Source organism: Mucilaginibacter mali, assembly GCF_013283875.1.
Lineage (GTDB): Bacteria > Bacteroidota > Bacteroidia > Sphingobacteriales > Sphingobacteriaceae > Mucilaginibacter > Mucilaginibacter mali.
In genome coordinates this window covers 3397345-3422071 of record NZ_CP054139.1, presented here as the reverse complement: position 1 = coordinate 3422071, position 24727 = coordinate 3397345, and the positions used below count along the sequence as shown (strand labels likewise).

Annotated in this window: 24 protein-coding genes; 14 read left to right on the top strand and 10 right to left on the bottom strand. The window is 45.4% G+C overall.

The features are described 5' to 3' along the window. Positions 1–41 precede the first annotated feature (41 nt). Positions 42–878, top strand: coding sequence for a 50S ribosomal protein L11 methyltransferase (gene prmA / locus HQ865_RS14270; RefSeq protein ID WP_173415533.1), 837 nt, complete (start codon positions 42–44; stop codon positions 876–878). A gap of 274 nt (positions 879–1152) precedes the next feature. Here the strand turns inward: prmA and HQ865_RS14265 are convergent, their stop codons facing one another. From HQ865_RS14265 to HQ865_RS14255, 3 genes are all read right to left on the bottom strand, one after another. After that, positions 1153–1773, bottom strand: a complete 621-nt coding sequence (locus tag HQ865_RS14265) for an L-threonylcarbamoyladenylate synthase (protein ID WP_173415532.1) — start codon at positions 1771–1773, stop codon at positions 1153–1155. 197 nt (positions 1774–1970) lie between these two features. Beyond that, a complete protein-coding gene (locus HQ865_RS14260; RefSeq protein WP_173415531.1) occupies positions 1971–2504 on the bottom strand; it encodes a YceI family protein in 534 nt (177 codons plus the stop codon). A gap of 205 nt (positions 2505–2709) precedes the next feature. Continuing rightward, complete coding sequence (locus HQ865_RS14255) at positions 2710–3342, bottom strand: hypothetical protein (RefSeq protein ID WP_173415530.1); 633 nt, start codon at positions 3340–3342, stop codon at positions 2710–2712. 180 nt (positions 3343–3522) lie between these two features. Here HQ865_RS14255 and HQ865_RS14250 point away from each other — a divergent pair, with 180 nt between their 5' ends. Next, positions 3523–4293, top strand: coding sequence for a phosphatidylinositol-specific phospholipase C/glycerophosphodiester phosphodiesterase family protein (locus HQ865_RS14250; protein WP_237073472.1), 771 nt, complete (start codon positions 3523–3525; stop codon positions 4291–4293). On the opposite strand, the gene HQ865_RS14245 is transcribed toward HQ865_RS14250, so the two are convergent. Beyond that, complete coding sequence (locus tag HQ865_RS14245) at positions 4286–5470, bottom strand: glycosyltransferase family 4 protein (protein WP_173415529.1); 1185 nt, start codon at positions 5468–5470, stop codon at positions 4286–4288. The genes HQ865_RS14250 and HQ865_RS14245 overlap by 8 nt on opposite strands. A gap of 278 nt (positions 5471–5748) precedes the next feature. On the opposite strand from HQ865_RS14245, the gene HQ865_RS14240 reads away from it, so the two are divergent. Then, the gene (locus tag HQ865_RS14240; protein ID WP_173415528.1) at positions 5749–6528 is read left to right on the top strand and encodes a DUF4382 domain-containing protein; all 780 of its coding nucleotides are present in this window, start codon (positions 5749–5751) and stop codon (positions 6526–6528) included. Between the two features lie 161 nt (positions 6529–6689). Next, positions 6690–7229, top strand: a complete 540-nt coding sequence (locus HQ865_RS14235) for a YceI family protein (protein WP_173415527.1) — start codon at positions 6690–6692, stop codon at positions 7227–7229. Between the two features lie 208 nt (positions 7230–7437). On the opposite strand, the gene sucC is transcribed toward HQ865_RS14235, so the two are convergent. After that, positions 7438–8628: an ADP-forming succinate--CoA ligase subunit beta gene (gene sucC, locus HQ865_RS14230; protein WP_173415526.1), complete on the bottom strand. Its 1191-nt coding sequence runs from the start codon at positions 8626–8628 to the stop codon at positions 7438–7440. Positions 8629–8865: 237 nt separating this feature from the next. On the opposite strand from sucC, the gene HQ865_RS14225 reads away from it, so the two are divergent. The 4 genes from HQ865_RS14225 (at position 8866) to HQ865_RS14210 (ending at position 13468) form a co-directional block, all read left to right on the top strand. Further along, positions 8866–9201: a MerR family transcriptional regulator gene (locus tag HQ865_RS14225; RefSeq protein ID WP_173415525.1), complete on the top strand. Its 336-nt coding sequence runs from the start codon at positions 8866–8868 to the stop codon at positions 9199–9201. Positions 9202–9301: 100 nt separating this feature from the next. After that, on the top strand, positions 9302–11419 hold the full coding sequence (locus HQ865_RS14220; protein WP_173415524.1) for a ComEC/Rec2 family competence protein: 2118 nt from the start codon (positions 9302–9304) through the stop codon (positions 11417–11419). A 64-nt stretch (positions 11420–11483) separates the two neighbouring features. Further along, positions 11484–12128, top strand: a complete 645-nt coding sequence (locus HQ865_RS14215; protein WP_173415523.1) for a DUF4412 domain-containing protein — start codon at positions 11484–11486, stop codon at positions 12126–12128. Positions 12129–12346: 218 nt separating this feature from the next. Further along, entirely contained in the window at positions 12347–13468 is a 1122-nt protein-coding gene (locus HQ865_RS14210) for an acyltransferase family protein (protein ID WP_173415522.1), read from the top strand. A 629-nt stretch (positions 13469–14097) separates the two neighbouring features. Here HQ865_RS14210 and HQ865_RS14205 read toward each other — a convergent pair. The 5 genes from HQ865_RS14205 to HQ865_RS14185 all read right to left on the bottom strand — a co-directional run bounded on the left by HQ865_RS14205 (position 14098) and on the right by HQ865_RS14185 (position 18663). After that, on the bottom strand, positions 14098–14718 hold the full coding sequence (locus HQ865_RS14205; RefSeq protein ID WP_317170037.1) for a hypothetical protein: 621 nt from the start codon (positions 14716–14718) through the stop codon (positions 14098–14100). Between the two features lie 135 nt (positions 14719–14853). After that, complete coding sequence (gene bioA / locus HQ865_RS14200; RefSeq protein WP_173415521.1) at positions 14854–16131, bottom strand: adenosylmethionine--8-amino-7-oxononanoate transaminase; 1278 nt, start codon at positions 16129–16131, stop codon at positions 14854–14856. Between the two features lie 72 nt (positions 16132–16203). Next, entirely contained in the window at positions 16204–16671 is a 468-nt protein-coding gene (locus HQ865_RS14195) for an NUDIX domain-containing protein (protein ID WP_173415520.1), read from the bottom strand. Next, on the bottom strand, positions 16671–17645 hold the full coding sequence (locus HQ865_RS14190) for a cation diffusion facilitator family transporter (RefSeq protein WP_173415519.1): 975 nt from the start codon (positions 17643–17645) through the stop codon (positions 16671–16673). Before HQ865_RS14190 ends, HQ865_RS14195 begins: the two co-directional genes overlap by 1 nt. A 232-nt stretch (positions 17646–17877) precedes the next feature. Further along, positions 17878–18663 (bottom strand): PhzF family phenazine biosynthesis protein, encoded by a 786-nt coding sequence (locus HQ865_RS14185; protein ID WP_173415518.1) that lies wholly within the window; start codon positions 18661–18663, stop codon positions 17878–17880. Positions 18664–18913: 250 nt separating this feature from the next. Here HQ865_RS14185 and HQ865_RS14180 point away from each other — a divergent pair, with 250 nt between their 5' ends. From HQ865_RS14180 to HQ865_RS14155, 6 genes are all read left to right on the top strand, one after another. Continuing rightward, positions 18914–20308, top strand: a complete 1395-nt coding sequence (locus HQ865_RS14180) for an arginine decarboxylase (RefSeq protein WP_173415517.1) — start codon at positions 18914–18916, stop codon at positions 20306–20308. A gap of 314 nt (positions 20309–20622) precedes the next feature. Then, complete coding sequence (locus HQ865_RS14175) at positions 20623–20871, top strand: hypothetical protein (protein WP_173415516.1); 249 nt, start codon at positions 20623–20625, stop codon at positions 20869–20871. 70 nt (positions 20872–20941) lie between these two features. After that, positions 20942–21259: a hypothetical protein gene (locus tag HQ865_RS14170; RefSeq protein ID WP_173415515.1), complete on the top strand. Its 318-nt coding sequence runs from the start codon at positions 20942–20944 to the stop codon at positions 21257–21259. Continuing rightward, positions 21231–21908, top strand: a complete 678-nt coding sequence (locus HQ865_RS14165) for an ATP-binding cassette domain-containing protein (protein ID WP_173415514.1) — start codon at positions 21231–21233, stop codon at positions 21906–21908. The genes HQ865_RS14170 and HQ865_RS14165 overlap by 29 nt, the downstream gene beginning before the upstream one ends. A 304-nt stretch (positions 21909–22212) precedes the next feature. After that, entirely contained in the window at positions 22213–23205 is a 993-nt protein-coding gene (locus HQ865_RS14160) for an aspartyl protease family protein (protein WP_173415513.1), read from the top strand. Continuing rightward, positions 23202–24638, top strand: a complete 1437-nt coding sequence (locus HQ865_RS14155) for a hypothetical protein (protein ID WP_173415512.1) — start codon at positions 23202–23204, stop codon at positions 24636–24638. Before HQ865_RS14160 ends, HQ865_RS14155 begins: the two co-directional genes overlap by 4 nt. Positions 24639–24727 lie beyond the last annotated feature (89 nt).

The window sequence follows — 24727 nt, the reverse complement described above, 5'->3', positions numbered from 1 at the left end:
AAATGATCTCAGGTCTCATATCTAACATCGCAAATTTATCCATGAACTACTACGAATTATACTTTAAACTAACTGATGCCGAAGATTATCAGCAAGATCTGCTGATCGACGCTCTCGGTGAAATTGGCTTCGATACCTTTGAAGAAGTGGCTGATGGGTTTAAAGCCTACATCCCCGTTGATGTGTTTGATGACGAGCGCGTAGGAGAGGTGCTGGCACCTTATAAAGAGATGTTCAACTTTAGCTACGATATTCATTTGGTAGAGCAGAAGAACTGGAACGAGGTTTGGGAAAGCAATTTCGAGCCGATGCAGATAGATGACCAGATCTACGTGCGGGCTACCTTTCATGAACCACGGCCCGAGTTTCCATACGAGATCGTGATCGACCCCAAAATGGCCTTCGGCACCGGGCACCATGAAACTACCACCATGATGATGCAGCACATGCTGAATGTGGAGTTTGAGGATAAGAATGTGCTTGATATGGGTTGCGGCACCGGCATCCTTGCCATCCTGGCTTCAAAATTAAGTGCTGAAACCGTTACCGCTATTGATTATGATGTGATTTGCTACGAAAGCACTATAGAGAACAGCGAGTTAAACGGCATCTATAATATCACCCCACTGTGCGGATCGAAGGAAATAATCCCCGATGAGGAGTTTGATGTCATCCTGGCTAACATCAACCGTAATATCCTGTTAGACCAGATCCCGCGCTACAGCGAAGTTTTATGCAATGGCGGCGAGATATATTTCAGCGGTTTTTATGAGGCGGTTGATCTGCCCATGATCACCGAAGCGGCTGGTAAGCATGGCTTAACTTATGTAAGCCACCTGAAGATGAAGGATTGGGTGGCGGCTAAGTTTGTGAAGTAGTGCTTTCCCCAATCCGTCATCCAGAGCGATAGCGAAGGATCCCCGATGAGCAGAGCACATAATGCATGGTCGTTTGGCGTGCCGGGGATGTTTCGCTATCGCTCAACATGACATGTATGTTTTTCCGCTGAAGCCTCACCCTGCCCTCTCCAGAGGAGAGGGTTCCAAAGTCTCCCCCTTTGGGGGAGATTTAGAGGGGGCTTTCATCGGCGGTATGTCATGAAAACCATTAAAGGCCGCCGGGATTATATCGCTCAACATGGACGGGAGGTAATTACAAAAACGCCTCCAAATCGCCCTTACCCTCGCGTATCACCTCAAAATCACCACTGGTACAATCAACCACTGTTGAGGCCACGTTGCCGCCGTATCCACCATCAATCACAATATCTACCAGGTCCTGGTATTTCTCATAGATCAGTTCCGGGTCGGTTGAGTATTCGATGATGTCGTCATCATCCTTAATGGATGTTGACAGGATAGGGTTGCCCAGTTCCTTAACAATACAGCGGGCAATGCTGTTATCGGGCACACGGATACCCACCGTTTTTTTATTGCTGCTTAACAGCTTGGGTACATTGCCACTGGCGTTGAAGATAAAGGTAAATGGCCCCGGCAGGGCTTTTTTGAGTACCCTATAGGTATGATTATCTATTGGCTTAATGTAATCGGATATATGGCTCAGGTCATAACAGATGAACGAGAAATTAGCCTTTTCAGGTTTAACCCGTCTCAGCTTAGCTATGGCCTCGATAGCCCGGTGATTGGTAATATCGCAACCCAGGCCGTAAACGGTATCGGTAGGGTAGATGATCAGCCCGCCCCGGCGCAGCACATCCACTACCTGTTGTATGGCTTTTTCGTTCGGGTTTTCGGGGTAGATCTTTAGCAGCATAATTATTTAGCAAATAAACCAATAAAAGGTTTAAAAAAAGAAAGGTCACCCTTTAAACGGATGACCTTTAAAATAAGTTTAAATCTATGCGGCAATTTAACCACAAAGTTCACAAAGGGAAAAATCACAAAGTTCACAAAGATGCTTTTTACCCCAATAAAACTCTGTGAACTTTGTGGTTAAATTTTAAGCAATGCTTACGCTTGTTTAGCAAATTGCACGTTAATGATCAGCTTAATTTCTTCGCCAACTACGATCGAACCTGCTTCCGTAACGCCATCCCAGGTCAGGCCGAAATCTTTACGGTTGATTTTACCGGTGATCTCGAAACCAGCTTTGGTATTGCCGTAAAAGTCGCCTGCAGTGCCGCCGTGTTCAACGTTAAGCTTTACAGATTTGGTTACGTCCTTAATGGTCAGGTCGCCAACTAATTTATAGTCATCGCCATCTTTAGTGAACGATGTTGATTTGAAGGTGATCTTCGGATATTTTTCAGCGTCGAAAAACTCAGCGCCTTTTATATGTCCATCACGTTGCTCCTGGTTGGTATCAACGCTGTCCACATCAAGCGAGAAGCTGATGTTGGCGCCGGTGAAATCTTCGTTTTCGGTTTCAAACTCGCCTTCAAAGGTTTTGAACGAACCGGTTACGGTTGATATAACTAAGTGTTTTACTTTAAATTGTACTTCTGAGTGCATTGGGTCTAAAACCCATTTTGTTAATGTTGCCATGGTATTAATGATTGCTTTTTTTTAAATGTTGATCAAAGATAGATATAAATAGATGTTTAAACATCTATTTTATTTAAACATTACAAATTATTGACTTACCGGTATTAATAATGCCCAAACTACGGGCTTTGTTTTAGCCTGCAGGTTAAGTTTTATTTAAATAAAGCTTATTACATTAGTGAGAGAGAGAGAAGAAAAAAGCTTATCACTTCATAAAGTAAAGCCGTTTGGCGGCCGCATCGTATAAGCCATTGGGCCACAGGCCGGTTTCGTGGTGCATTACTTCGCGCAACAATACTTCGGTAAGCTGGTCTTCCGGAAAAAGGCTATTATTATCGGGATGGGTGTAATAAGTATGCAGTTGTCCGTGAACATCGCGCATCCGGGTCTTTTTTGCGCCGAGTATTTTAAGTTCGAAGTTGAGCGGCTGGCCATAAGTGGCCGGATGTAACTGATCGCTGGTTTGCCGTACCCAACGGATAAGTTGGCCCCGCTCAATTATGGCATAGCTGTAAGTGTCGCCGCTGCTGTAATGCTCAAAAGCAAATATTTGCGATGCCTGCTTAAAATATTGATATACCTTTTGTATGGTAGCAGAACCAGGTTGGTAAAATTTTGCGGTGAAGGCGCTGTTAACAAGGGCGATATAATTTTCAAAGATGTAAACAGACAGGCAATTATCGTTACGGGTATCAAACCTTTTAGTGGCGGGTAGCTGGCCCAGGTCGCGCTCGGGAATTTCATTATATCCAGTGCCGAACAGATCCTTAACCAATTGTGCATGATTAAGCGTATGATCGCTTTGCCGTATTAATACTGCGCCGATAGATAAACCCATTGTTAAAAATAGCAAATATCCCGGCCATATTTTAAGGGTAACTTAACTTTAATTTTAAGGTTTGCACACAAGCCCGGGCTATCTTTATACCAGGAAAGTTTAGCAGTCCACATGTATATGCGAACGGCAGGTTTTAATACAAAATTCCTTAAAACACTACTTTTTCTGATATTATTTCGGGTGGCTGCCTACCCTCAAAATGTTCCCCTAACCAACGGCTTTGCCCATAATGATTACTGGCACAAACGCCCCTTGTTTGATGCCCTGGAGAACGGTTACCGCTACATTGAAGCTGATATCTTCCTGGTAGATGGCCAACTGGTAGTAGCGCACGTGTTCCCCTTTTTTAAAGGTAGCCGCACTTTAGAAAAACTATACCTGCAGCCGCTTTTTGAAAAGGTGAATAACAAGAGCGAACCCTACGTGAGCAAAGCGTCGCCGGTTACCTTGCTGGTTGATATTAAAACCGGGGCCAACAGTACTTATGATGCATTGCGGCCCCTGCTCGAAAAGTATAAGTCGATGCTATCAGGCTACGAGCATGGCCGCTTTGTGCAGCGGGCGGTTACCATTGTGTTATCCGGGCATAAACCTTATCGCACGGTGAAACAAGAGGACGATCGTATGGTGTTTATTGATGAAGACCTGCGCCATATGGACCGCGATAGCCTGGGTACCGAGGTTTATCCCATGAGCAGTTGCAATTACAACGCCTTAATGAAATGGGATGGTACCGGCGAATGCCCTGCCGCCGAACGGCAGAAGCTTTGCGCTTACATCAGGCGGGCGCATAGCTTTGGTAAAAAAGTAAGGCTATGGGCTTCGCCCGAAAACAGAACGGTTTGGGCCGAATTGCTGCGTTGCGGGGTCGATCTGATCAATACCGACCAGCTGGTAGATCTGCGCAACTTCCTGACGACTACCTTTGCCAGCACCAAAAAGATCAACTAATAGCCTTTAGTGGCACAGTTTCTTCCGACTGACCGGTTAATTGCAGCAAATCCTCAAAGTAGGATGTGGCCAGTTGGTCCCAACCGAAGGTTTTACTGTAAACGATGCCCCTCGCGCTAAATTGTTGCTGCAGGCGTTCATCGGCCAATAACAACTCCAGTTTAGATACGTAGTCGGATATCATATAGGCCGAGCAACGGAAGCCATTAACGCCCTGCTCAATAAAATCCTTCGACCCTCCGCCATCGGCAATTACACAGGGCAGGCCCGATGCCATAGCTTCGGGCACCACGTTGCCATAAGTTTCGGAAACGGAGGGGAACAGGAAAACATCGGCAGAGGCATACAATATGGATAGGTTGGCATGATCTACCTTTCCGGTGAAAATAGCATCGGGCATCCGCGTCTCGCAGGCTTTGCGGGCAATGCCGTCGCCGGCTATCAGCATATTAAATTTTACGCCGCGGTCTTTTAGTCCGTCATAAATACCAAATAAGGTCTCCAGGTTCTTTTCCCATACCAGGCGGCTGGCGAATAGAATCACCGGGTGCTTATTGCCGGTTAGTTTGCGCATCATATCACTGTTGCGTTTGGCCGGCGAAAATAGTTGCGTATCGATTCCCCGCTTCCAGATCTTCATGCGGTAGCTTTCAATACCTATATCCGAAAGTTCGGTTATCATGCTTTCCGACGGTACGTATATGGCATCGCACTGGTTATAAAAGGCCCGCTGCCCGCTGATGATCTTCGCTTTGGCAAAATCGATGAGGAAGGGGGCCTTTTTAAGGTAATAGTCGATATAAGAAATAAAATGGGTATGATAGATGGAAATAACCGGTAAAGCGCGCTGGCGGGCGTATTTCACAGCAAACTCGCCAAGTAGGGCAGGGGTGGCAATATGCACTACATCGGGATTAAAACTATCCAGCTTTTCGCGCAGACTGTGCGCGGCCAAAGCCGGGAGCACCATTTTATAGGTTTTGTTAATCGGCAGAGTTAAAGTGGGCAGGCGCATACACTCGAAACCATACACCGTATTGGGGCCCACACCGCAGATAAACAGAAATTCAAAATCGGCATGCGGTATCCGCCGTATCAGCTGGAACATGGTGCGGGTGGCGCCGTCGTGTTCTTCAACCAGTATCTCGGCAAAAAATACAACCTTAGTTTTTTTCATGGCAGATGGCTAAGCTATTGCAAAGCTACCCCTGCCATGTGATGTGCACATTAACTTAGTATTGTATTATTAAAAGGGCTTAACATTTTGCTTACCGTCCTGCTATGTGAACAGGTTTGATGAATGCATGATGTTTCAGATACAATGCCAAAGTGGTGGAAAAACAAATAATTGCCCGTTCACCGATACAAAAGGCCCGTTCATCCATACATTAAGTTGCTGGTACAACCATTGGATTGCTTTAGTAAACAAAGTGTTTAAGTAAGCAATCTATTATTATGAAAAAGCTATTATTATTATTATTATTTGCCACAGCCATCAGCCTGTTTATGTTTGCCTGTAAAAAGGATAATTCCTCCGGCGCAGCAGGCAATTCGGCGCACGTGACCGTTAAACTTACCGATGCCCCCGGCGCCTTCGATGCTGTTATACTAAATGTTAAAAGCGTGATAGTAGTTACCGATGCCGGCGAATATACGCTGAACGTTAACGGTGGCCCGATCGATATTCTTCGGTTTCGCCAGGGTAGGGATACCGTATTGGCCGATCAGGATATCCCGGCCGGGACGATACAGCAAGTGCGGTTAGTGTTAAATGATTCGGGGAACCGTGTAATTGTTGCCGGTGTATCGTACGATCTGACCACGCCAAGCGGACAAACATCGGGTGTTAAATTGAACGTGCACGATAACCTTACCGCGGGCATAGCCTATACCATGAAGCTTGACTTTGATGCAGCGCAATCTATAGTGCTTACCGGTAACGGAAAGTATATTTTAAAACCGGTTATCCGTGCCATAGCCCAGGCTGCATCAGGGGCCATAACAGGTGTGGTGTCGCCTGCTGCGTCATCACCAAAAGTATATGCCATAATGGGTACCGATACGGTTGGTACAGTTGCCGATGCTACCGGTAAGTTCTATTTCCCGGGCTTATCTGCTGGTAGTTATAATGTTAAATTTGTGCCGGTTAGTCCATATGCTGCAAAAACAATAACTAACATTACTGTTATCAATGGCGCTGTGCTTGATATGGGTACGGTTAATATTTCCCAATAAGATCTCCTCCTGCACTAAACTATATAATTTGAGCAGCCGCCTTTTTGATTGGGGCGGCTGTTTTTTTAGCTGGATCTGCTGTAACGGATTACCCAATGTGAAAGCAACCCCTTTAAACAAAACGGCGTATTTTTTATTAAAACATCTATAATTACATCGCTATGAAAACATTAAGAATTGCATCATTAAAAAAGCTGCTAATGCTGCTGCTTATCCTCATAAGCGGACTGGCCACCTATGCCATGTTTGCCCGTTGGAAGGTAAAACAACCCTACGAAGTACGTTTTAAAGGGGGAAAGATCAGCGGCAGGTTCGAATCGCTGAGGGCGGATATCCGTTTTGATAAGGCCCATCCCGAGGGCGCCAAAATATCGGCCAGTATTGCAGCCGCCAGCATCGCCACCGGCTTTTTTATTAAGAATAATCATGCTAAGGACGCGCTTGAGGCCGAAAAGTATCCAACCATCAGCTTCACATCAACCAAAGTAAGCCGACATGGCAACGCCTTTGAAGCAGTCGGTAATTTAACCATGAAGGGGGTTACCAAACCTGTCACCATTCATTTTACGTTTGATGATAACGGTGCAGGCGGTGTGTTTAAAGGCGGCTTTACAGTGAGGCCCCGGAGTTTTAACATCACCCGCAATGGTTCACCGGAGCAGTTGGCGATCATGCTGGTGGTGCCAGTGAGCAGAGGGTAGTTGCAGAGTAAACATCAAATTGTTATTGAGAAGAGCGTAGCGGCGTGGCAATCTCATAGACATGTCCTCCTTGCATGTCCTATGGGATTGCCGCGCTATCGCTCGCAATGACATGGCGGTATAATAAACGGGAAAAGGGAGCATTCGCTCCCTTTTCCCGTTTATTATAGGTTAACTAATTTCTAATTAACCAATCTCTAATCTCTGATTACGCTAATACTTCTTTAACACGCTCTGCAGCTTCCTTCAGCAGGATAGCCGAGAACACTTTCAGGCCCGAGTTGTCTATCAGTTCCTTAGCCTCCTTAGCGTTGGTGCCTTGTAAGCGAACGATGATAGGTACAGGGATGTTGCCAATTTCCTGGTAAGCATCAATAACACCTTGTGCAACACGGTCGCAACGCACGATACCGCCGAAGATATTGATGAGGATGGCCTTAACGTTAGGGTCTGACAGGATGATGTTGAAACCAGCCTTAACGGTTTGCGCGTTAGCGGTGCCACCTACGTCAAGGAAGTTAGCAGGCTCGCCGCCGGCTAATTTAATAATGTCCATAGTTGCCATAGCTAAACCGGCACCGTTAACCATACAGCCAACGTTACCGTCAAGCTTTACATAGTTTAGGTTCGATTTACCTGCTTCAACTTCGGTTGGGTCTTCCTCGGCCTCGTCGCGCATGGCGGCGTAATCCGGGTGGCGGTACAGGGCGTTGTCGTCAAGGTTTACCTTAGCGTCAACAGCCAGTATTTTATTGTCCGATGTTTTTAGCACCGGGTTAATTTCAAATTGAGATGAATCTGTAGCATCGTAAGCTTTGTAAAGTGCGGTAACAAATTTCACCATCTCTTTAAAAGCATCGCCCGATACGCCCAGGTTAAAGGCGATCTTACGCGCCTGGAAACCTTGCAGGCCAACAGCCGGGTCAACCTCTTCTTTAAAGATCAGGTGAGGGGTGCTGTGTGCCACTTCTTCAATATCCATACCGCCTTCGGTGCTGTACATAATAATGTTACGGCCACGTGCGCGGTCAAGCAGTACGCTCATGTAAAACTCTTTGGTTTCGCTTTCGCCCGGGTAGTAAACATCCTGTGCAACTAAAACTTTGCTCACCAGTTTACCTTCAGGACCGGTTTGCGGGGTAACCAGTTGCATACCGATGATAGCGGTAGCGCGTTCCTTCACCTCGTCCAGGTTTTTGGCCAGTTTAACGCCGCCGCCTTTACCGCGGCCGCCGGCATGTATCTGGGCTTTAACAACAACCCAATCGCTGTTGTAATCGGCCTTCATTTTTTTGGCAGCTTCAACAGCCTCTTCAGGGGTGTGGGCCAAAATGCCTTCCTGAACCCTTACGCCAAAGCTTTTTAATATCTCTTTACCCTGGTATTCGTGAATATTCATGTGTTTTGAAGAATTTGCGGTAAAGCTACAAATTTAAACGGGAGTTGAAAGGTGAAATAACAGATTTTAAAGCGAGATGGATGGTAGACAGAAATCGGCATTTAACCACAAACGATACGAAGATTTGCACGAAGGACACAAGGTGCAAAATGGGAGTTATAATCGGTGAAAGTTTTCGCAAGTCGGTGAAATCATTATTGATTTAATCATAGTTCCAACAAATTATTACATTTGCATATGCCTTATAAAGAACGGGAGATCAGCAAAATGTATTATACCATGGGCGAGGTATCGGCCATGTTTGATGTGAACCAGTCGCTCATCAGGTATTACGAGCGCGAGTTTGATATTTTGCAGCCTAAGAAAAACAAAAAAGGCAACCGCTACTTCACCCCCGAAGATGTGGAGAACCTGAAGATCATCTTCCACCTCATCCGCGATAAGGGCTATACCCTGGCCGGCGCCAAGGAGCACCTGAAGAACAACATGACCGACACTAAAGACAACCAGAGCATCATCAGCAGCCTGGAAAACCTGAAGAAGTTTTTGCTGGAGGTGAGGGAGCAGTTGTAGTTTTGCCTTAATGCTAAATGATGAATGTTGAATAAAGAATGTAAAAGTTCTGTTCGTTATTTGTAATTTACCATTCGATATTTATCATTTACCTTAAACCATGTTAGCCGATCATAAAGGCGAAATCCCTTTTGTTGTATACTTGCTACCCTTTATGCTTGGGATAGCATTGGTTTTACAATTCAATCTGGCAATTTATCAACAGGTACTTTTAATTTCCTTTTTTATTTTACTGGCGGGTTTTATAGCGCTGAATGTTTTCTACCAGCAAACCGGTTTATACCGTAAACCGTGGGTGGGTGGCATACTTGCCCATTTACTGATATTGGTTGCGGGAATATTATGCACCATTAATTACGATAGCCGCAATCAAACCGCCTATTTTACCAAATTCGCCGCCAAACACCTGCTGGTTAAGGTAAACAGCGAACCGCAGTTTAAAAACAATATGCTGCGCTTTACAGCCAGCGCGATTACGAGTGGCGACAGTACCACGAATAAGCACGAGGCCAGTGGCAACCTTCTTGTTGTAATGCGCGCAGACAGCGCCCATGCCCATGATCTTAGTTATGGTGATGTGCTGCTCGTTCAGGCTAAATATACCCCCGTCGATCCGCCCTTTAACCCGGCCGAATTTAACTATAAGCAATACCTGGCGCACCAGGATATTTATATGCAAACTTTCCTAAACCCGGGTGAAGCGGTAACGGTGATGCACAATGCAGGCAATCCGGTTATTGCTTACTCGCTGCAGTTAAGGCAAAGGCTGGTTGCCCGGTTTAAGCAATATATGCATAGTGCTGAAGCAGTGTCGGTGGCATCAACCCTGATACTGGGTTACAAGGCCGAACTGGATAACGATATTTTGCAGGCGTACTCAAAAACGGGCACCATCCATGTGCTGTCGGTATCGGGGGCGCATGTGGCTATTATTTTTGTAATGATAGGCTGGTTGCTGGGCTTTATGGATAGGTACCGTTACGGCAAGCTGCTGAAAGCGATATTCACCATCGCGCTCATCTGGTATTATTCGCTGCTGACCGGTCTTTCGCCGGCTGTTTGCCGGGCGGCGGTAATGATCAGCTTTATTATTATTGGTAAAACATACAACCGGCGCATCAGTACGCTCAATATTTTAGCAGCATCGGCATTTTTTATTTTGTTGATAGATCCGTTTTTGATTACCGATGTCGGTTTCCAGCTGTCCTATTTGGCGGTGGCAGGGCTTATTGTTTTTCAACCCATCATATATAACTGGCTGGATATTCAAAATAAATGGTTGGATAAGCTGTGGCTGCCGTGTTCGGCATCCATCGCGGCGCAGGCTATTACCTTTCCGCTTAGCGCTTACTATTTTCACCAGTTCCCGCTGTGTTTTTTGCTGAGTAACTTATTCATTCTGCTGCCGTCGCTGGTGATCATGTATGCCGGGATAGCCTGCCTGTTATTCGCGCAGATGGCGATAAGCGTATTGGCCCAATTTAGCGGGTGGGTGTTGGAGAAAAGCATTTTGCTGATGGATAGGGGCCTGCAAATAATAGAGCGGGCGTCTTATGCTTCTATCGGTAAAATATGGTTAACCAGGGGCGAGTACATAGTGCTTTTTGTATTGCTGATACTGGTGTTTTGCCTGTTGTATTATAAAAAACCGGCCTTGCTGAAGGCTATATTCGCCGGCGCGCTTATCTTATCCGTTAGCTTAGGTTTCAAGCGGATAAATGGTACACGTACCAATAGTATCACTTTCTTCAGCCTGAAAAAGCAACCGGCTATTTTATTTAAACAGGGGAGTAGGGCCGTATTGCTGACCGATTTGAGTGACACCGATAAAACGTATCGCTATTCTATACAACCTTGTTTAGATAGCAACCGGGTAAAACAGTTAAGCATTGTTGGGTTTAAAAAAGATACCGCTACTGCTTTTTTCAGGAAGCAGGGGCAACTGGTCAGGTTTTTAGACTGGGATATACTGGTTATCGGCAGGGCATCGCAACTAAAGCCACGGTACGCGCCGGTTAAAATAAATTACCTGTTTGTTACGGGCGACCCTAAAGTACCGGGCGCGGTTATAGATACGGCCTTTACTTTCAATACATTAATTTTAGCCGCAGATAACAGCGACCGCTTTTTAGCTGCTTTTAAACCTACGGTTAAAAATAATGTCGAAAAAATGTACGTATTGAAGCGTAACAAATCGCTCATTTTGCTATCCAATTAAACAAACACGCTAAAGATTATTAATATATTTGTTACATAACGTGTTTCAATCATCAAAAAACTATATGAAATTTAAACTATTTACCGTTGCCGCAGGCATGGCTTTACTGGCAACATCATTAACCGCATCGGCCCAAAAAACTTATAAGGAGGGTGTAATTACCTATACCGTAAGCGGCGGCCGTGGCGCAGGCGACGCGAAAACTTATTTCAAAGGCGACTCGAGCGCTACGGTATCGCAAAGCGGGCCGGCAAAAATTACCGTTGTAACCGCCGGTATTGGCGATTACCTGGCCATATTGGTAGATGTGCCTGTTGCTAACATAAAAAAAGCCGCAGTAGCCAGCCCGGCCGAAACCGAGCAGATACAGGCCGCTATCCCCGAGTTAGCTTTTACGCCGACTACCGAGACGAAGGAAATAGCCGGTTTAAAATGTAAAAAAGTAACCGCGAAAGACCCTAAAAGCGGCGCCAGCTTTGACGTTTGGATCACCAGCGATATCAGCGCCCCGGTTAACGGCATGACCCAGCTTTACAGCAAAGTAGGCGGCTTTCCGGTTCAGTTTACCACTTACCAGATGGGCCAGAGCGTAAGTGTAACCTATAAAGCCATCAGCGATGAAAAGGTTCCGGCAGGCAGCTTCGGTATACCTGCCGGCTTCGATAAGATCAGTCTTGCAGATCTGCAGGCATTAGGCGGTAACAAATAAATATCCCAAAAAGGGGTATAAAAAAAGAGCCACTTTAAACAAAGTGGCTCTTTTTTTATCAAGCGTGTTTTTTATGCCAACAAAATAGGTACTTTAGACACAATAAATTATTGGGTAACTCATTCTATTTAAAAAACGATCAATTATAGCCTGTACATAAACCCGAAGGCCGGTAATTTCGTTTACATAATTATTCAATAATTCCGAATTAAATTTAAATGAAGGTATTTTTTAAGAACCTTAATTCGTTACGTTTTATAGCTGCTTCACTGGTAATTATTCACCATACTGAACAGTATAAGTGGTTTAACGGCCTTCATCATTATTTTAATAATCCCATAATTATACTCTTCGGTAAATTAGGTGTCGATATATTTTTTGTGCTCAGCGGTTTCCTCATTACCTCGTTATTGGTGATAGAAAAGGAACGCTTTGGACGTATCGCCATCCGGAAGTTTTATATCAGGCGTATATTGCGCATCTGGCCGTTGTACTTTCTTGTTGCGGCGCTCGCCTTCCTGGTGTGGCCACACATACCCGCGCTGCATATCTCGCAAATGCCCAACCCGTACGATCATTTATGGGAGAACGCGCTGCTGATACTCTTCTTTTTACCTAATATACAGTATCTGCTGTTCAGGGCCATTCCGTACCAGGCCCAATCGTGGTCGATAGGGGTAGAGGAACAGTTTTACCTGGTTTGGCCTTTCTTAATGAACTGGTCGAAAACCAGGCTGCAATTTAAGCGCATAGTTATCATCCTGCTGGCCGCGTATGTCATCATCAAACTGGCCTTTTACTTCATTCCGCTGATTACGGGACGGTTTAAAATGCTGGATGACCTTGATTTTTACCTGTCGGATATCTTCCAGATAGATTGTATGATGATCGGTTCGTTATTCGGCCTGTTGAATTTTGAAAATAAAGCCAGGCAGCTTTTAACCGGCACCTTTGTACAGGTGGCAGCCTACCTGCTGGCTATCGGCTTTTTGTCCTTTGGTTTAAATTTCGGCTACTTTTATTGGGAAATATATGGGGTGCTGTTTGGCATTATTATTTTTAACCTGGTAAATACCGATACCAGCATCATCAGCCTTGAATTTAAATGGATGGATTACCTGGGCAAAATATCGTACAGTATGTACATGCTGCACGTGCTGGTAGTTAATATCGTCATCCGCTTTATATCGCACAATTCATTTATTATTTACCCGCTGGTGTTCCTGTTCACCATCATCATTTCCATTGCTTCGTACGAATTGTTCGAGAAACGCTTCCTGAAATACAAATCGGGTTTTGCCAAGGTACAAAGCGGCTCGGATCCGAAGGTGGGGATGTAAGCCCATGGATATGAAATTTCGATTGGGTATTGCCACCTTGTTTATTTTAGTGTTTTGGTTATTTGGGAAGCCATTTATTGAGAATGCCTTACTAAGGAATAACGGAGTGTGTATGAAAGCGGTATTGATAAATAAAACCATCAGGGTTAAATATCATGCCCCCGAATTGGTATATCGTTTTTTTAGATCTGGTAAATATTATGAAGGTAATTCGTTAGTGGAGGTTGAAAATAAAAATAGCGATAGCATTTGTATCGTCTACCTGAAAGATCATCCCTCGATAAATCGTCCTGTTAAATATTTCAATCAGTGTAATTGTTCCTGTAATTGATGGTTTTGGAGGCGTTGCCTGCGCCCGGGTTATCCGCTACTATTCATAACGCGAGAATTACTGACTTCTTAAACAAGTTCGAGAGGCTTTTAAAGAAAAGAAAATATGTTACCCATTAGAGGAAAAGCTCACATTTTGTACAAACCCCGCCTTGTATCATATCTTCCATGCCACATCCGGCGCATAGATAGAAGTTTGTAAATTGAAAATGGTAAAAAGCAAAACGCCAAAAGCAGGATATTTTTGGTGTTTTAGATCCGGGTTGCGCTTTGTTAAACCTGAAAAATATACTTTGATTTTACGCCTGCCCTAACTCCTCACCCAAACCATTTATCCAGCTATTAAACAAAACCGTCTCAATCTTAACAGCAACTGCCGCGTGCTTTTCCCACTCGGGCGAGAACTGCTGCAACTGGTTGATCATTTCTTCCAGGTGGCCCTCTTCTTCCAGGATGATGGATTTTACGTTCACTTTGCTTTTAACCGCATCCAGCACATCCTGGTAAACCGGGTAAAGTTCATCGGCGCGCACTTCAATAGCGTAAGTAACCAGCAGGTAGGCGGCAAAACGCAGTTCGGCGCCGCTAATGTTTAGTTCGCTTTTCAGGTAGCGGCAAACCTGCACATCAAGCTGGTTTAAATAGTATTTGCTGTAGGCCGGTGCCAGCAGGTATTGGCCGGCATAAGTAGGGCAGCTGCTTCCCGGGAATTTCTCTATCTGCTTTTTTAAATAAAAGGCGTGGCGATGCTCTTCGGCGGCGTGCTTAAGGATAATATAGGTAACCGTTTGCGGGTCTTCGCTGGCCGATATTTTGCGCGCTCCGGTATTCTCCATCAGCGAAAGCGTGTTCAGCCAACGGGCGTGCAGGGTATCGTTATTAACAATGGTATTTAAAAGAGATGACAGTTGCATACTCATATTTTTTAGTCCGGAAAGTCCGCATAAGTCGGAAAGTCCGGAAGATTTTTTTAGTCCGGAAGTCCGCATAAATCGGAAAGTCCGGAAGATAATATTTAGTTTATTTACAAGATAGCTTCTTTCAGACTTTCCGGCTTACGCGGACTTTCCGACTTCCTCCAGCGCCTGTTCAATTTTGCGGTAAATATAATCCAGCTGGGCATCAGTAATGCAATACGGAGGTAAAATATAGATCACGTTACCCAGCGGGCGCAGAATAATACCCGCATCAAGAAAGTAGCTATACAGCCTGTCGCGCAGCGCACTGAAGTAACTGGTATCCTCGCCGGTTTCCCATTCCATAGCCAGTATGGTGCCGGTTTGGCGGATGGTTTTAATTTTAGGATGGTCTTGTATCCTGCCTGCAAATGCCTGGTGGGCATTAACTATACGCTGGATATTGGCATCGGTATCGGGCGCTAAAAACAGATCTAAACTGGCTAAGGAGGCTGCGCAAGCTACCGGGTTAGCCGTGTAAGAGTGCCCGTGGAAGAGCGTTTTCCGCTTATCATCCGAAAGGAACGCATCGTAGATCTGTTGTGTACAGGTAGTTAAACCAAAAGCCATGGTGCCGCCCGTTAACCCTTTAGAGAAGCACATAATATCCGGCTGTTCCTGCACATGGTTGCAGGCAAAACGCTTGCCGGTGCGGCCAAAGCCGGTAAATACCTCATCGGCAATGGTAAGGATATGCTCGGCACGGCAATGGGCCATCAGTTCGTTCAACAGCGCGGCATCGTACATGATCATCCCCGCCGAACCCTGCACCAGCGGCTCAAAAATAAAGCAGGCCAACTCCGATCGCAGGTAGGAGATCCGCGATTTAAGCTGTTTCATGTTTTCGGCAGTCGGCAGGTCGATAAATTCCACCTCGAACAGCAAGTTATCAAAGGCCGCTGTAAAGGCGCTGCGCCCGCTTACGGCCATCGCACCAAAAGTATCACCGTGATAAGCATTTTTAAAAGCAAGCACCTTGGTACGTTTAATACCCAGGTTATGCCAGTACTGCAGGCACATTTTTATAGCTACCTCTACCGCTGTCGATCCATTGTCCGAGTAAAAAGCTTTAGCCTGGTTATCGGGTAATATAGCCAGCAGGCGCTCGGCCAGCTCAATGGCGGGTTTGTGAGTAAAGCCGGCGAAGATGACGTGCTCCAGTTGCAGCAATTGTTCGGCTACTTTTTGGGCAATGTATTTATTGGCATGTCCGTGTATATTTACCCACCACGATGATACCGCGTCGATATACTCCTTACCATTCTCATCAATCAGCAGCGCGCCATCACCTTTTACTATGGGGATAGGGGGCAGGGCGGTTTGCATCTGTGTGTAGGGGTGCCATATGGCTTTCAGATCGCGTTCGGTAAGTGTCATATCACCCCTCCTAAATCTTCCCCGAAGCGGAGGGCTTGTTTTAAAGATCCATTCTCCATTTTAAATATAAAATTAAAGCCCCTCTCCCTCGGGGAGGGGTTGGGGAGGGGTTGTTAATAGTTTCACCACATGCTTATCTGTCGGAAAAGTAACATCGTCTTCGGTCAGGTTGCTTATTTTAACCCAGCGGAAAGACTGCATCACATCGCTTAATTCATCAAAATCGTAAGGGATGATCTTGAAAGACAGATCAAGCGGCGCAATGTTCTTCACTAAGTAATAAACGCTGATGATCTGCGAATCGTTAAAGGCCGATTTTACAAAAAAATCGGTGGTGTAAAAGTGCCTTTCAATTGCTATTTCCGCAAAGCATTCCTCCATAAACTCACGTTTCAGCGCATCGGTCAGCCCCTCGCCATATTCTACGCCGCCGCCGGGGAATTTAATGAACTGATACCCATATTCCTGCTCATCGCTTAACAATATCTCGTTGTTATCGTTAATCAGCAGGCCATAAACACGTACGTTAAAGTTATACATCACTCAAAATGTTTTTTGTTGCGGGTAAGGTTTACCATGGTCCACGGAATATCGATCCGTTTTTCTTCCGACCGGATGGGGCAATTCGGCATGCTGCAATAGTGGCAACAATTGGGCAGGCAGGGGTCGGTATGGATAAACAACTCGGTTTTGATATTTCCCTCGGTGTTAATTAATTGATCTACCATGCCCACCTCTTCATGCACCTTTATCAGGTCGAAGTAGTTGGGCAAGGTCAGGTGGCAGTCGATATGCAGTTCGGCACCATACTTTTGTGCGCGCAGGTTATGGATGTCGATCCACTCGGGTTTGCGCTTGTCGTTTAGTATGCCGATCACATTATTCACCAGGTCAAAATCAGCTTCATCCATTAACCCGCCAACCGAGCGGCGTATCAGTTTATAACCGCTAAACGCGATATACAACCCAACTGCAATAGAAAGCACGCTATCCAGCCAAAGCAATTTGGTGAAATGTATCAATAGCAGGCCAACAACCAGGCCGGCGCTGGTTACCATATCGGCCAGCAGGTGCTTGCCATCGGCCTCCAAAGTGATAGAGCGTTGCGCTTTCCCCTGGTTGATCATATAATAACCCAAACCGCCATTGATAGCGCCGGTAATGCCGATAATAATGGCACCAGTGATCAGTTGGTGAATTTCGGCAGGGTAAAACAGGCTGTAAACCGATTTAACAAGGATGCCCAAACCGGCTACCGATATCAGCGTCCCCTCTATAAACACCGAGAAAAATTCCACCTTGCCGTGGCCGTAAGGGTGGTTAATATCCTTAGGCTGCGATGTTAGGTAGATGCTGTAAAATGCAAAGGCGCTGGCAATTACGTTCACAATGCTTTCGGCAGCGTCGGTAAGTACAAAGTTTGAGTAGGTGATAAAGTAAGCCAAAAACTTAGCTGTCATCAGTACCACGCTAACAATAAGGGCCGTGAGGATGATGTTTTTTTTGTTGTTCAAAAGCGATGCAGATATGCCGCAAAGTTAAAAATAATGTCTGAACCGTTGATTTAAATGATAGATATGATTTCGCCGTATGGCTTTGTGCTTACGTTTTATACTATAAAGAATGACTCAATGGTGCGAAGCATAATGACAGCGCAGCGGAATGACGAATGACATTGCCCGTCTACTTAATAACATGCCATACGGGGTTAGAAATCACGATATGTTTTTAACTATTGAACATGGACTAAATAAATATCTCCCCCTTTAAATACGTAACCGCCTTGCCGCTCATTAAAACCCTGTCGCCCTTTAACTCGCACCACAATTCGCCTTTGCGGGCCGATTGCTGGTAGGCATGCAATTCATTCTTGCCTAATTTGTCCGCCCAGTAGGGGATCAGGTTGCAATGCGCCGAGCCGGTAACCGGGTCTTCGGGAATGCCTGCAGACGGCGCGAAAAAGCGCGAAACAAAATCAACCTCTTTACCCGGCGATGTGATGATGATGCCTACCACATCAAATTTGCCTAAAGCGGCAAAGTCGGGCTTGCAGTTCAGGATGTCATCCTCATTATCATAAACCAGCATAAAATCGCGCGAGCGTAAAAACTCCTTTGGCTCGGGCATGCCCAGTGCTTCGGTCAGCCCCGCTGGAATCTCGGCCACCTGCGGAGGTCGCGAGGGGAAATCGAGCGTATACTTATCGCCGTTGCGGGTAACAATAAGCACGCCGGCCTTCATGGTCTCAAAGTGAATGGTATCATCGCTATAACCCAATTGGGTAAAAAGGATATGCGCGGTAGCCAGGGTAGCGTGGCCGCACAGGTCTATCTCGTATTCGGGCGTGAACCAGCGCAGCAGGTAGCCTTTATCGGTCTTTACAAAAAAGGCGGTCTCGGCCAGGTTGTTTTCAAGCGCTATCTTTTGCATGGTGGCATCAGGCAGCCATTCAGCCAGCGGACAAACGGCAGCCGGGTTGCCGCCAAACAGGGTATCGGTAAAGGCATCAGCCTGGTAAATAGGGATGTTCATAAGGCTAAGATAGGAATAGTCGGGGAAGTCCGGAAGTCGGAAAAGACCGAAAGGCAGATGTTTGTCCCTATTCGATATGAAAAAACAGGTATAGCAGCGGTTCGGCCAAGATGCTTGTTAAGATAAGGTTAGGTAAACATAATCTGTTTAATACTGCCTGTTATATATTACTTTACTGCTACAAAAAATCGCTAACAATTTGTAAATATTACCGTTCTAATTTTACATTTTTGCACAAATTTTTTAATAGATGCAGAGTTACCAGGAATTTCTTGATCTGAGCGTTGGCTTTCCGCAGGACGGCTTCGAGATCATTGAAGATGAATTATACTTCCACGACCTGAATTTGATGGAGATGATAGAAACGTACGGCACGCCGTTACGCTTTACCTATCTGCCTATCATTTCTAAAAAGATACAGCAGGCTAAATTGCTGTTTCAGCAGGCTATTATTAAAAACAATTATCGCGGTACCTATAAATATTGTTATTGCACCAAAAGTTCGCACTTTAAGCATATTGTAGAAGAGGCGCTGAAGAATGAGATCCACCTGGAAACATCGTCGGCCTTTGATATGCCGATGATTGATGCCCTGGAGAAAAAAGGCGCGCTGAGCAAGGACATGACCGTGATCTGCAACGGCTTTAAAACCTATCAGTATAAAACCTACATTATCGATATGCTACACGACGGGTTCAAGAACATCATCCCCGTGCTGGATAATAAAGAGGAATTTAACCTGTACGATGATGAGATTGAAATGGATACCCCATGTAATCTCGGTATCCGTATCGCGGCCGAAGAGCAGCCAGACTCGCAATTTTACACCTCGCGCCTGGGGATAAGAATGGAGGATGTGATCGATTTTTATCATAACAAGATAGAGGATAACCCTAACTTCCAGGTAAAATTGCTGCATTTCTTTATCAACTCGGGCATCAGCGATACGCCATACTACTGGAATGAGCTGGAGAAATACGTAACGCTTTACTGCAAGTTTAAAAAGGTAAACCCGCACCTGGATACGCTGGATATTGGCGGCGGTATGCCGTTTAAAGATTCGCTGGTGTTTGATTTTGATTACGAGTACATGATCAATGAGATCGTGAGCCGTATTAAAGAGATCTGCGCCGAACACGATACCATGGAACCGGATATTATTACCGAATTTGGTAAATATACCGTGGCCGAAGCATCGGGCATATTGTACAAAGTATTAGGCCGTAAACAACAAAACGACCGCGAACGCTGGTTGATGCTGGATGGATCATTCATTACTAATCTGCCGGATGTTTGGGCATTGAACCAAAAATACATCCTGCTACCCGTTAACAATTGGGATAGCGAATACGAGCGTGTGAACCTTGGCGGCATTACCTGCGATGGACAAGACTATTACAATCAGGAAGCGCACATGAACAGCGTGTTTATGCCAAAAACCCGTAAGGTGCAATACCTGGGCTTTTTCAATACCGGCGCTTACCAGGAAGTGCTGAGCGGCTACGGTGGTATTCACCATTGCCTGCTGCCATCGCCTAAGCACGTGATCATTCGCCGCAACCGCGATGAGACGTTTAACTTCGAGGTGTTTGGCGAAGAGCAGAACAGTAAACAGGTATTGAAGATTTTGGGTTACACTACCTAAAGGCTAAAGCTTAAAGGTAAAAGGATAAAGGTGCTTCGCTGTTTTTGCTGAAGCACCTTTTTTTATGTTTGCCGCAATACTATGGCAATACTATGGCAATAAAATAGTATAGGTTTACAGGGTTAACATGTTTTTTAAGTCTTTTTTAGTTAAATAGTTGATTATTAGTAATTTAATTACAATTTTAACCTAAATTGTGTTAAATTGTGTTAACCTTTTTGGAATATATAAAAGAGCAAAATGAATGCCATCTAATACTATTTTGCTTATCAAACTAATCTTTAGGTAAGTTGTTAGTTTAGTAAACATACCAAATGAACAGGCACCACATCAGCGTAACTAAGGATGAAAAGACCTACAATTTTGAAGTAGCCGATCTGCCGCATCATGATAGCGGGCATTGTAAGTTCGAGGTATTCAGGGATGATCAACTGGTGGCTGGCTTTGAACCTGATGCGCGGCAGATATTGCACATCTGCAAAAACACCGGCGCTGTAGACGAAGAGATTTTACACCTGCTGGCCGATGAAATAGAACGCTATACCTGGTATGCTGCCGACTAATTACTAAAATCTGATACCAATACAATTTATTTGGCTGATCTGCGTATTTATATGGATCAAACCCAAACAATTGAATCGCCTTACCACGCTTACCTGGCAATATTACCGGCTGCTACTATTTCATAACCTGCTGTTCACCGTTGCCGCTACCACGGTAATGGGCCTGGCTACCCGAAGGCACTTTTTAATACTGGCCTTACTTGGTAAATTGGTAGGGTTTATTTGCGCGGTGGCCCATCACGCTTATATGCACCACAATAGTTTTTACTTTTACCGCAACGCGGGCATTCCTATCAGGCGCATATACATAGGTAGCTTCATTATGGACATGTGCGTTTGCGCCCTATTTCTCATCATTTATGCACTCATTACCCATGCAGCCGCTTAATTTAAAGGTTGATAGCGTGGCCTTGTCGTTCGGCGACAGGTATATCTTAAGGGATGTTTACCTGGATTGTAAACAGGGCGAAATAGTTGGCCTGCTGGGGCGTAACGGTTGCGGTAAATCCTGCCTGTTGAAGATCATCTTCGGTACGCTGACGCCGCAGTATAAATATGTAAGCATTAACGATCAGTACATCCGCCGGGGATTTATAGATACCCGCATTGCCTACCTGCCGCAGCATAATTACCTACCGCGGGGTATGCGGGTAGATCAGTTAGCCAGAACATTGGTAGCCGAAAAGCATTGGGACGAATTTGCCGCATCGCCTGCTTACATTATGCACGGCCAAAAGCAAACCGACAAGCTATCCGGTGGCGAGCTACGCCAACTGGAAATGCTGATGATATTATACAGCAATGCCGATTTTATATTGCTGGATGAACCTTTTACGCATGTATCGCCTGTGCAATCGGATGTGTTTAAGCAACAGTTGCGGAAGGCAGCTAAAACCAAGGGCATCATTGTTACCGATCATCAATACTATAATATTGTTGATGTGAGCGACCGGATCATCCTGATAGATAATGGATATACGCGGCATCTTTCTGATCCGGAAGAATTGGTAAGGTATGGATATCTGAGCAGAATGTGAGTCGGAGGTTTGGCTGAAGCCAATTGCTTGCTTTATCAGGTTCCGTTGGTTAAAACCAACGGCAATGAAAATCGCCGCTGTTTTATCTTCATTGCCGTCCCCTTTATGGGGCGGTTAATTAAACAGAAAGGTGAGGGCTTTAGTCAAAAGGAGTATTATCATTACGTTAATCGCACGCGCATGCTTACGTTAATGTAATCGTAGACGCTTGAGCTGTTGAATAGTTAACCCTTTTTAACAATTCACGCTGTAACGTTTACCTACCTTTGGTTGTCTATACAGTGTAATTAATACATCAACCCCAATGCGCGCACTTTGCCTATACCTGCTACTGATCCCTTTACTGGGGATATGCATCAAGGCAAACGCTATGCGCCATCCGCAGCCCGCACGACATATCGTTTTTAAAACTCAATCCATCGAACCTGACCCCGAACCTTACGGCGATTTTAAAACGCTGATCGTTCCGTTTAAAAAGGTGGGTAACCTGATCGTGGTCGAGGCCCAGGTAGATTCGGTTTACGGCAATTTTATATTGGATACCGGCGCGCCCTGCCTGGTGCTGAATAAAACGTATTTCAGGGATGCCCCCCATATCGAGGATAAGGAGTCGGGTGGCGTTAACGGTGAAGCTGAACGGCCCTTTAAAACAGCCATTAAGCACTTATCTATGTTCGAGTTGAATTACGATAAGCTTTCGGCTGATGTGTGCGATCTGTCGGGCATCGAGAACGGCCGTAACATTAAAGTGCTGGGACTGTTGGGCACACGGCTGTTTACCAAATTTGCCATCACAGTAGATGTGGTGCAAAGCGTGCTCTATATCCACAAGCTTGATGATAAAGGCAACGTGCCTGAAGCCGAACGCATCTTTGGGCAAGCCGACATCAAAACACCTTTTAAGTTTTTAAACGATGTGGTTTACCTGAAAGGTACCGCTAACGATGAGAAAATGTGGTTTGCTTTTGATACCGGCGCTGAAAGTAACCTGATCGACTATAACCGCAACAAAAAACTGGTGCGCACTATGCAGGTGATCAGTCGCGCTAAACTAACCGGTATAGGCGGTGCCCGGTACGATGTAATTACCGCCGAATTTGATAAATTAGTAATAGGCGAGCACGAGTTTCTGAAAAATAAAGCCATCGTAACCGATCTGGACAAAATGGGTTCGGCTTATGGCTATTCGGTTGATGCTATGTTAGGGTACGACTTTTTTTCGAGGGGGATTTTTACCATCAATTTCGTAAAAAAAGAGTTTGAAATGTACATTTACAATCGCGACAAATTAAAATGAGGGGTATAAAGCAACATATCGTCCTGTTTTGGCTGATGCTGTGCGTTATTAACTACGCTACGGCCCAGCAAAAAAACAATTTGTCGCTGGCGAAGGATCACCTGGTGCTGCTTATCGATCTGCGCTCGCCCAAAAGTCAGCTGGATAGTATTTTTAAAGCGGCAGGTATCAGTATGGCCAAAGCCGATATGGTTTTACGGGGCGATTACACAGCTATGAAAAAGGATGGCTGGAATGTGGTTAAATTGCAGGATAACCTTATTCAGTTCGATCTGTCCCTGAAAAATCTGTCGACAAACCTGCCTGCATCACCGCTGCAGATCACCACGCAATTAAATAAAAGCGGCGATGCACGCCCCGGTTATCCTGCCGATGTGCTGTATGGCGTTAATAACTTCTCGCGCGTGAGTGTTCACGAGCTGCCATCAGGCTTAACCCGTTTTTTTGTTCCCGGCAACCTGAATGCACGCAGGGTATTGTTATCGGGTAGTTTTAACGAGTGGAGTACCGGCAAAGGCGTAATGATACGTACCGATAGCGGGTGGATAACGGACCTTAAGCTTGACCCCGGTATTTATGCCTACAAATTCATTATCAATGGCGGCTGGACTGTCGACGTGAATAACCGTATTATGCAGGATGATGGCGTAGGGAATACCAACTCCATCTACTACCGGTATAATTACAAATTTAAGCTGCCTGGCTACGCGTCGGCCAATAGGGTAAGCGTGGCTGGTAATTTTAATAATTGGGCGATCAATCAAATCCCGCTGCGCCGGACCTTTAATGGCTGGGAGGCGCCTTTATACCTGCACGATGGTATTTATGCCTACCGCTTTATGGTGGACGGCGAATGGATAACCGACCCGCAAAACCCGGTTACCAACAAGGATGCCAATGGTGCGGCCAGATCGGTGCTGAGCCTTGGTGAGGTGGTTAACTTTAAGCTGGATGGTTTTAAAAACGCCAGTAAGGTTTGCGTTGCCGGTACATTTAACAATTGGAAACCCGACGATATTTACATGCAGAAAACCGCCACCGGTTGGGCTTTCCCGTATACCCTGGCAGCAGGGAATTACCAGTACAAGTTTATTGTGGATGGCCGCTGGATGACCGACCCGACGAACCCGCATCTGGCTAATCTTGACGGGCAGTCCAATTCTTCCGTATCGGTAAAACCTAATCATACATTTACCCTGAAAGGCTTTAACCGGGCAAAAACGGTGCGCCTGGCCGGCAATTTTAACGATTGGGACGAGGGCGGCTACACCCTTGCCCACACCGGCGACACCTGGACCATCAGCATTCGCCTTAAACCCGGCAAATGCCTCTATAAGTTTATTGTAGACGGGGAGTGGGTGCTGGACAATACCAACAAGCAATGGGAGCAAAACGAATTTAATACCGGGAACTCGGTGGTGTGGATAGAATGAGGATATTGATTATCCGGCTAAACCCGACCAAGCTTGTAGCTTGGTCGCATCTGATTTTAAGCGTCCCGCTTAAATAAATAATTAGCTCA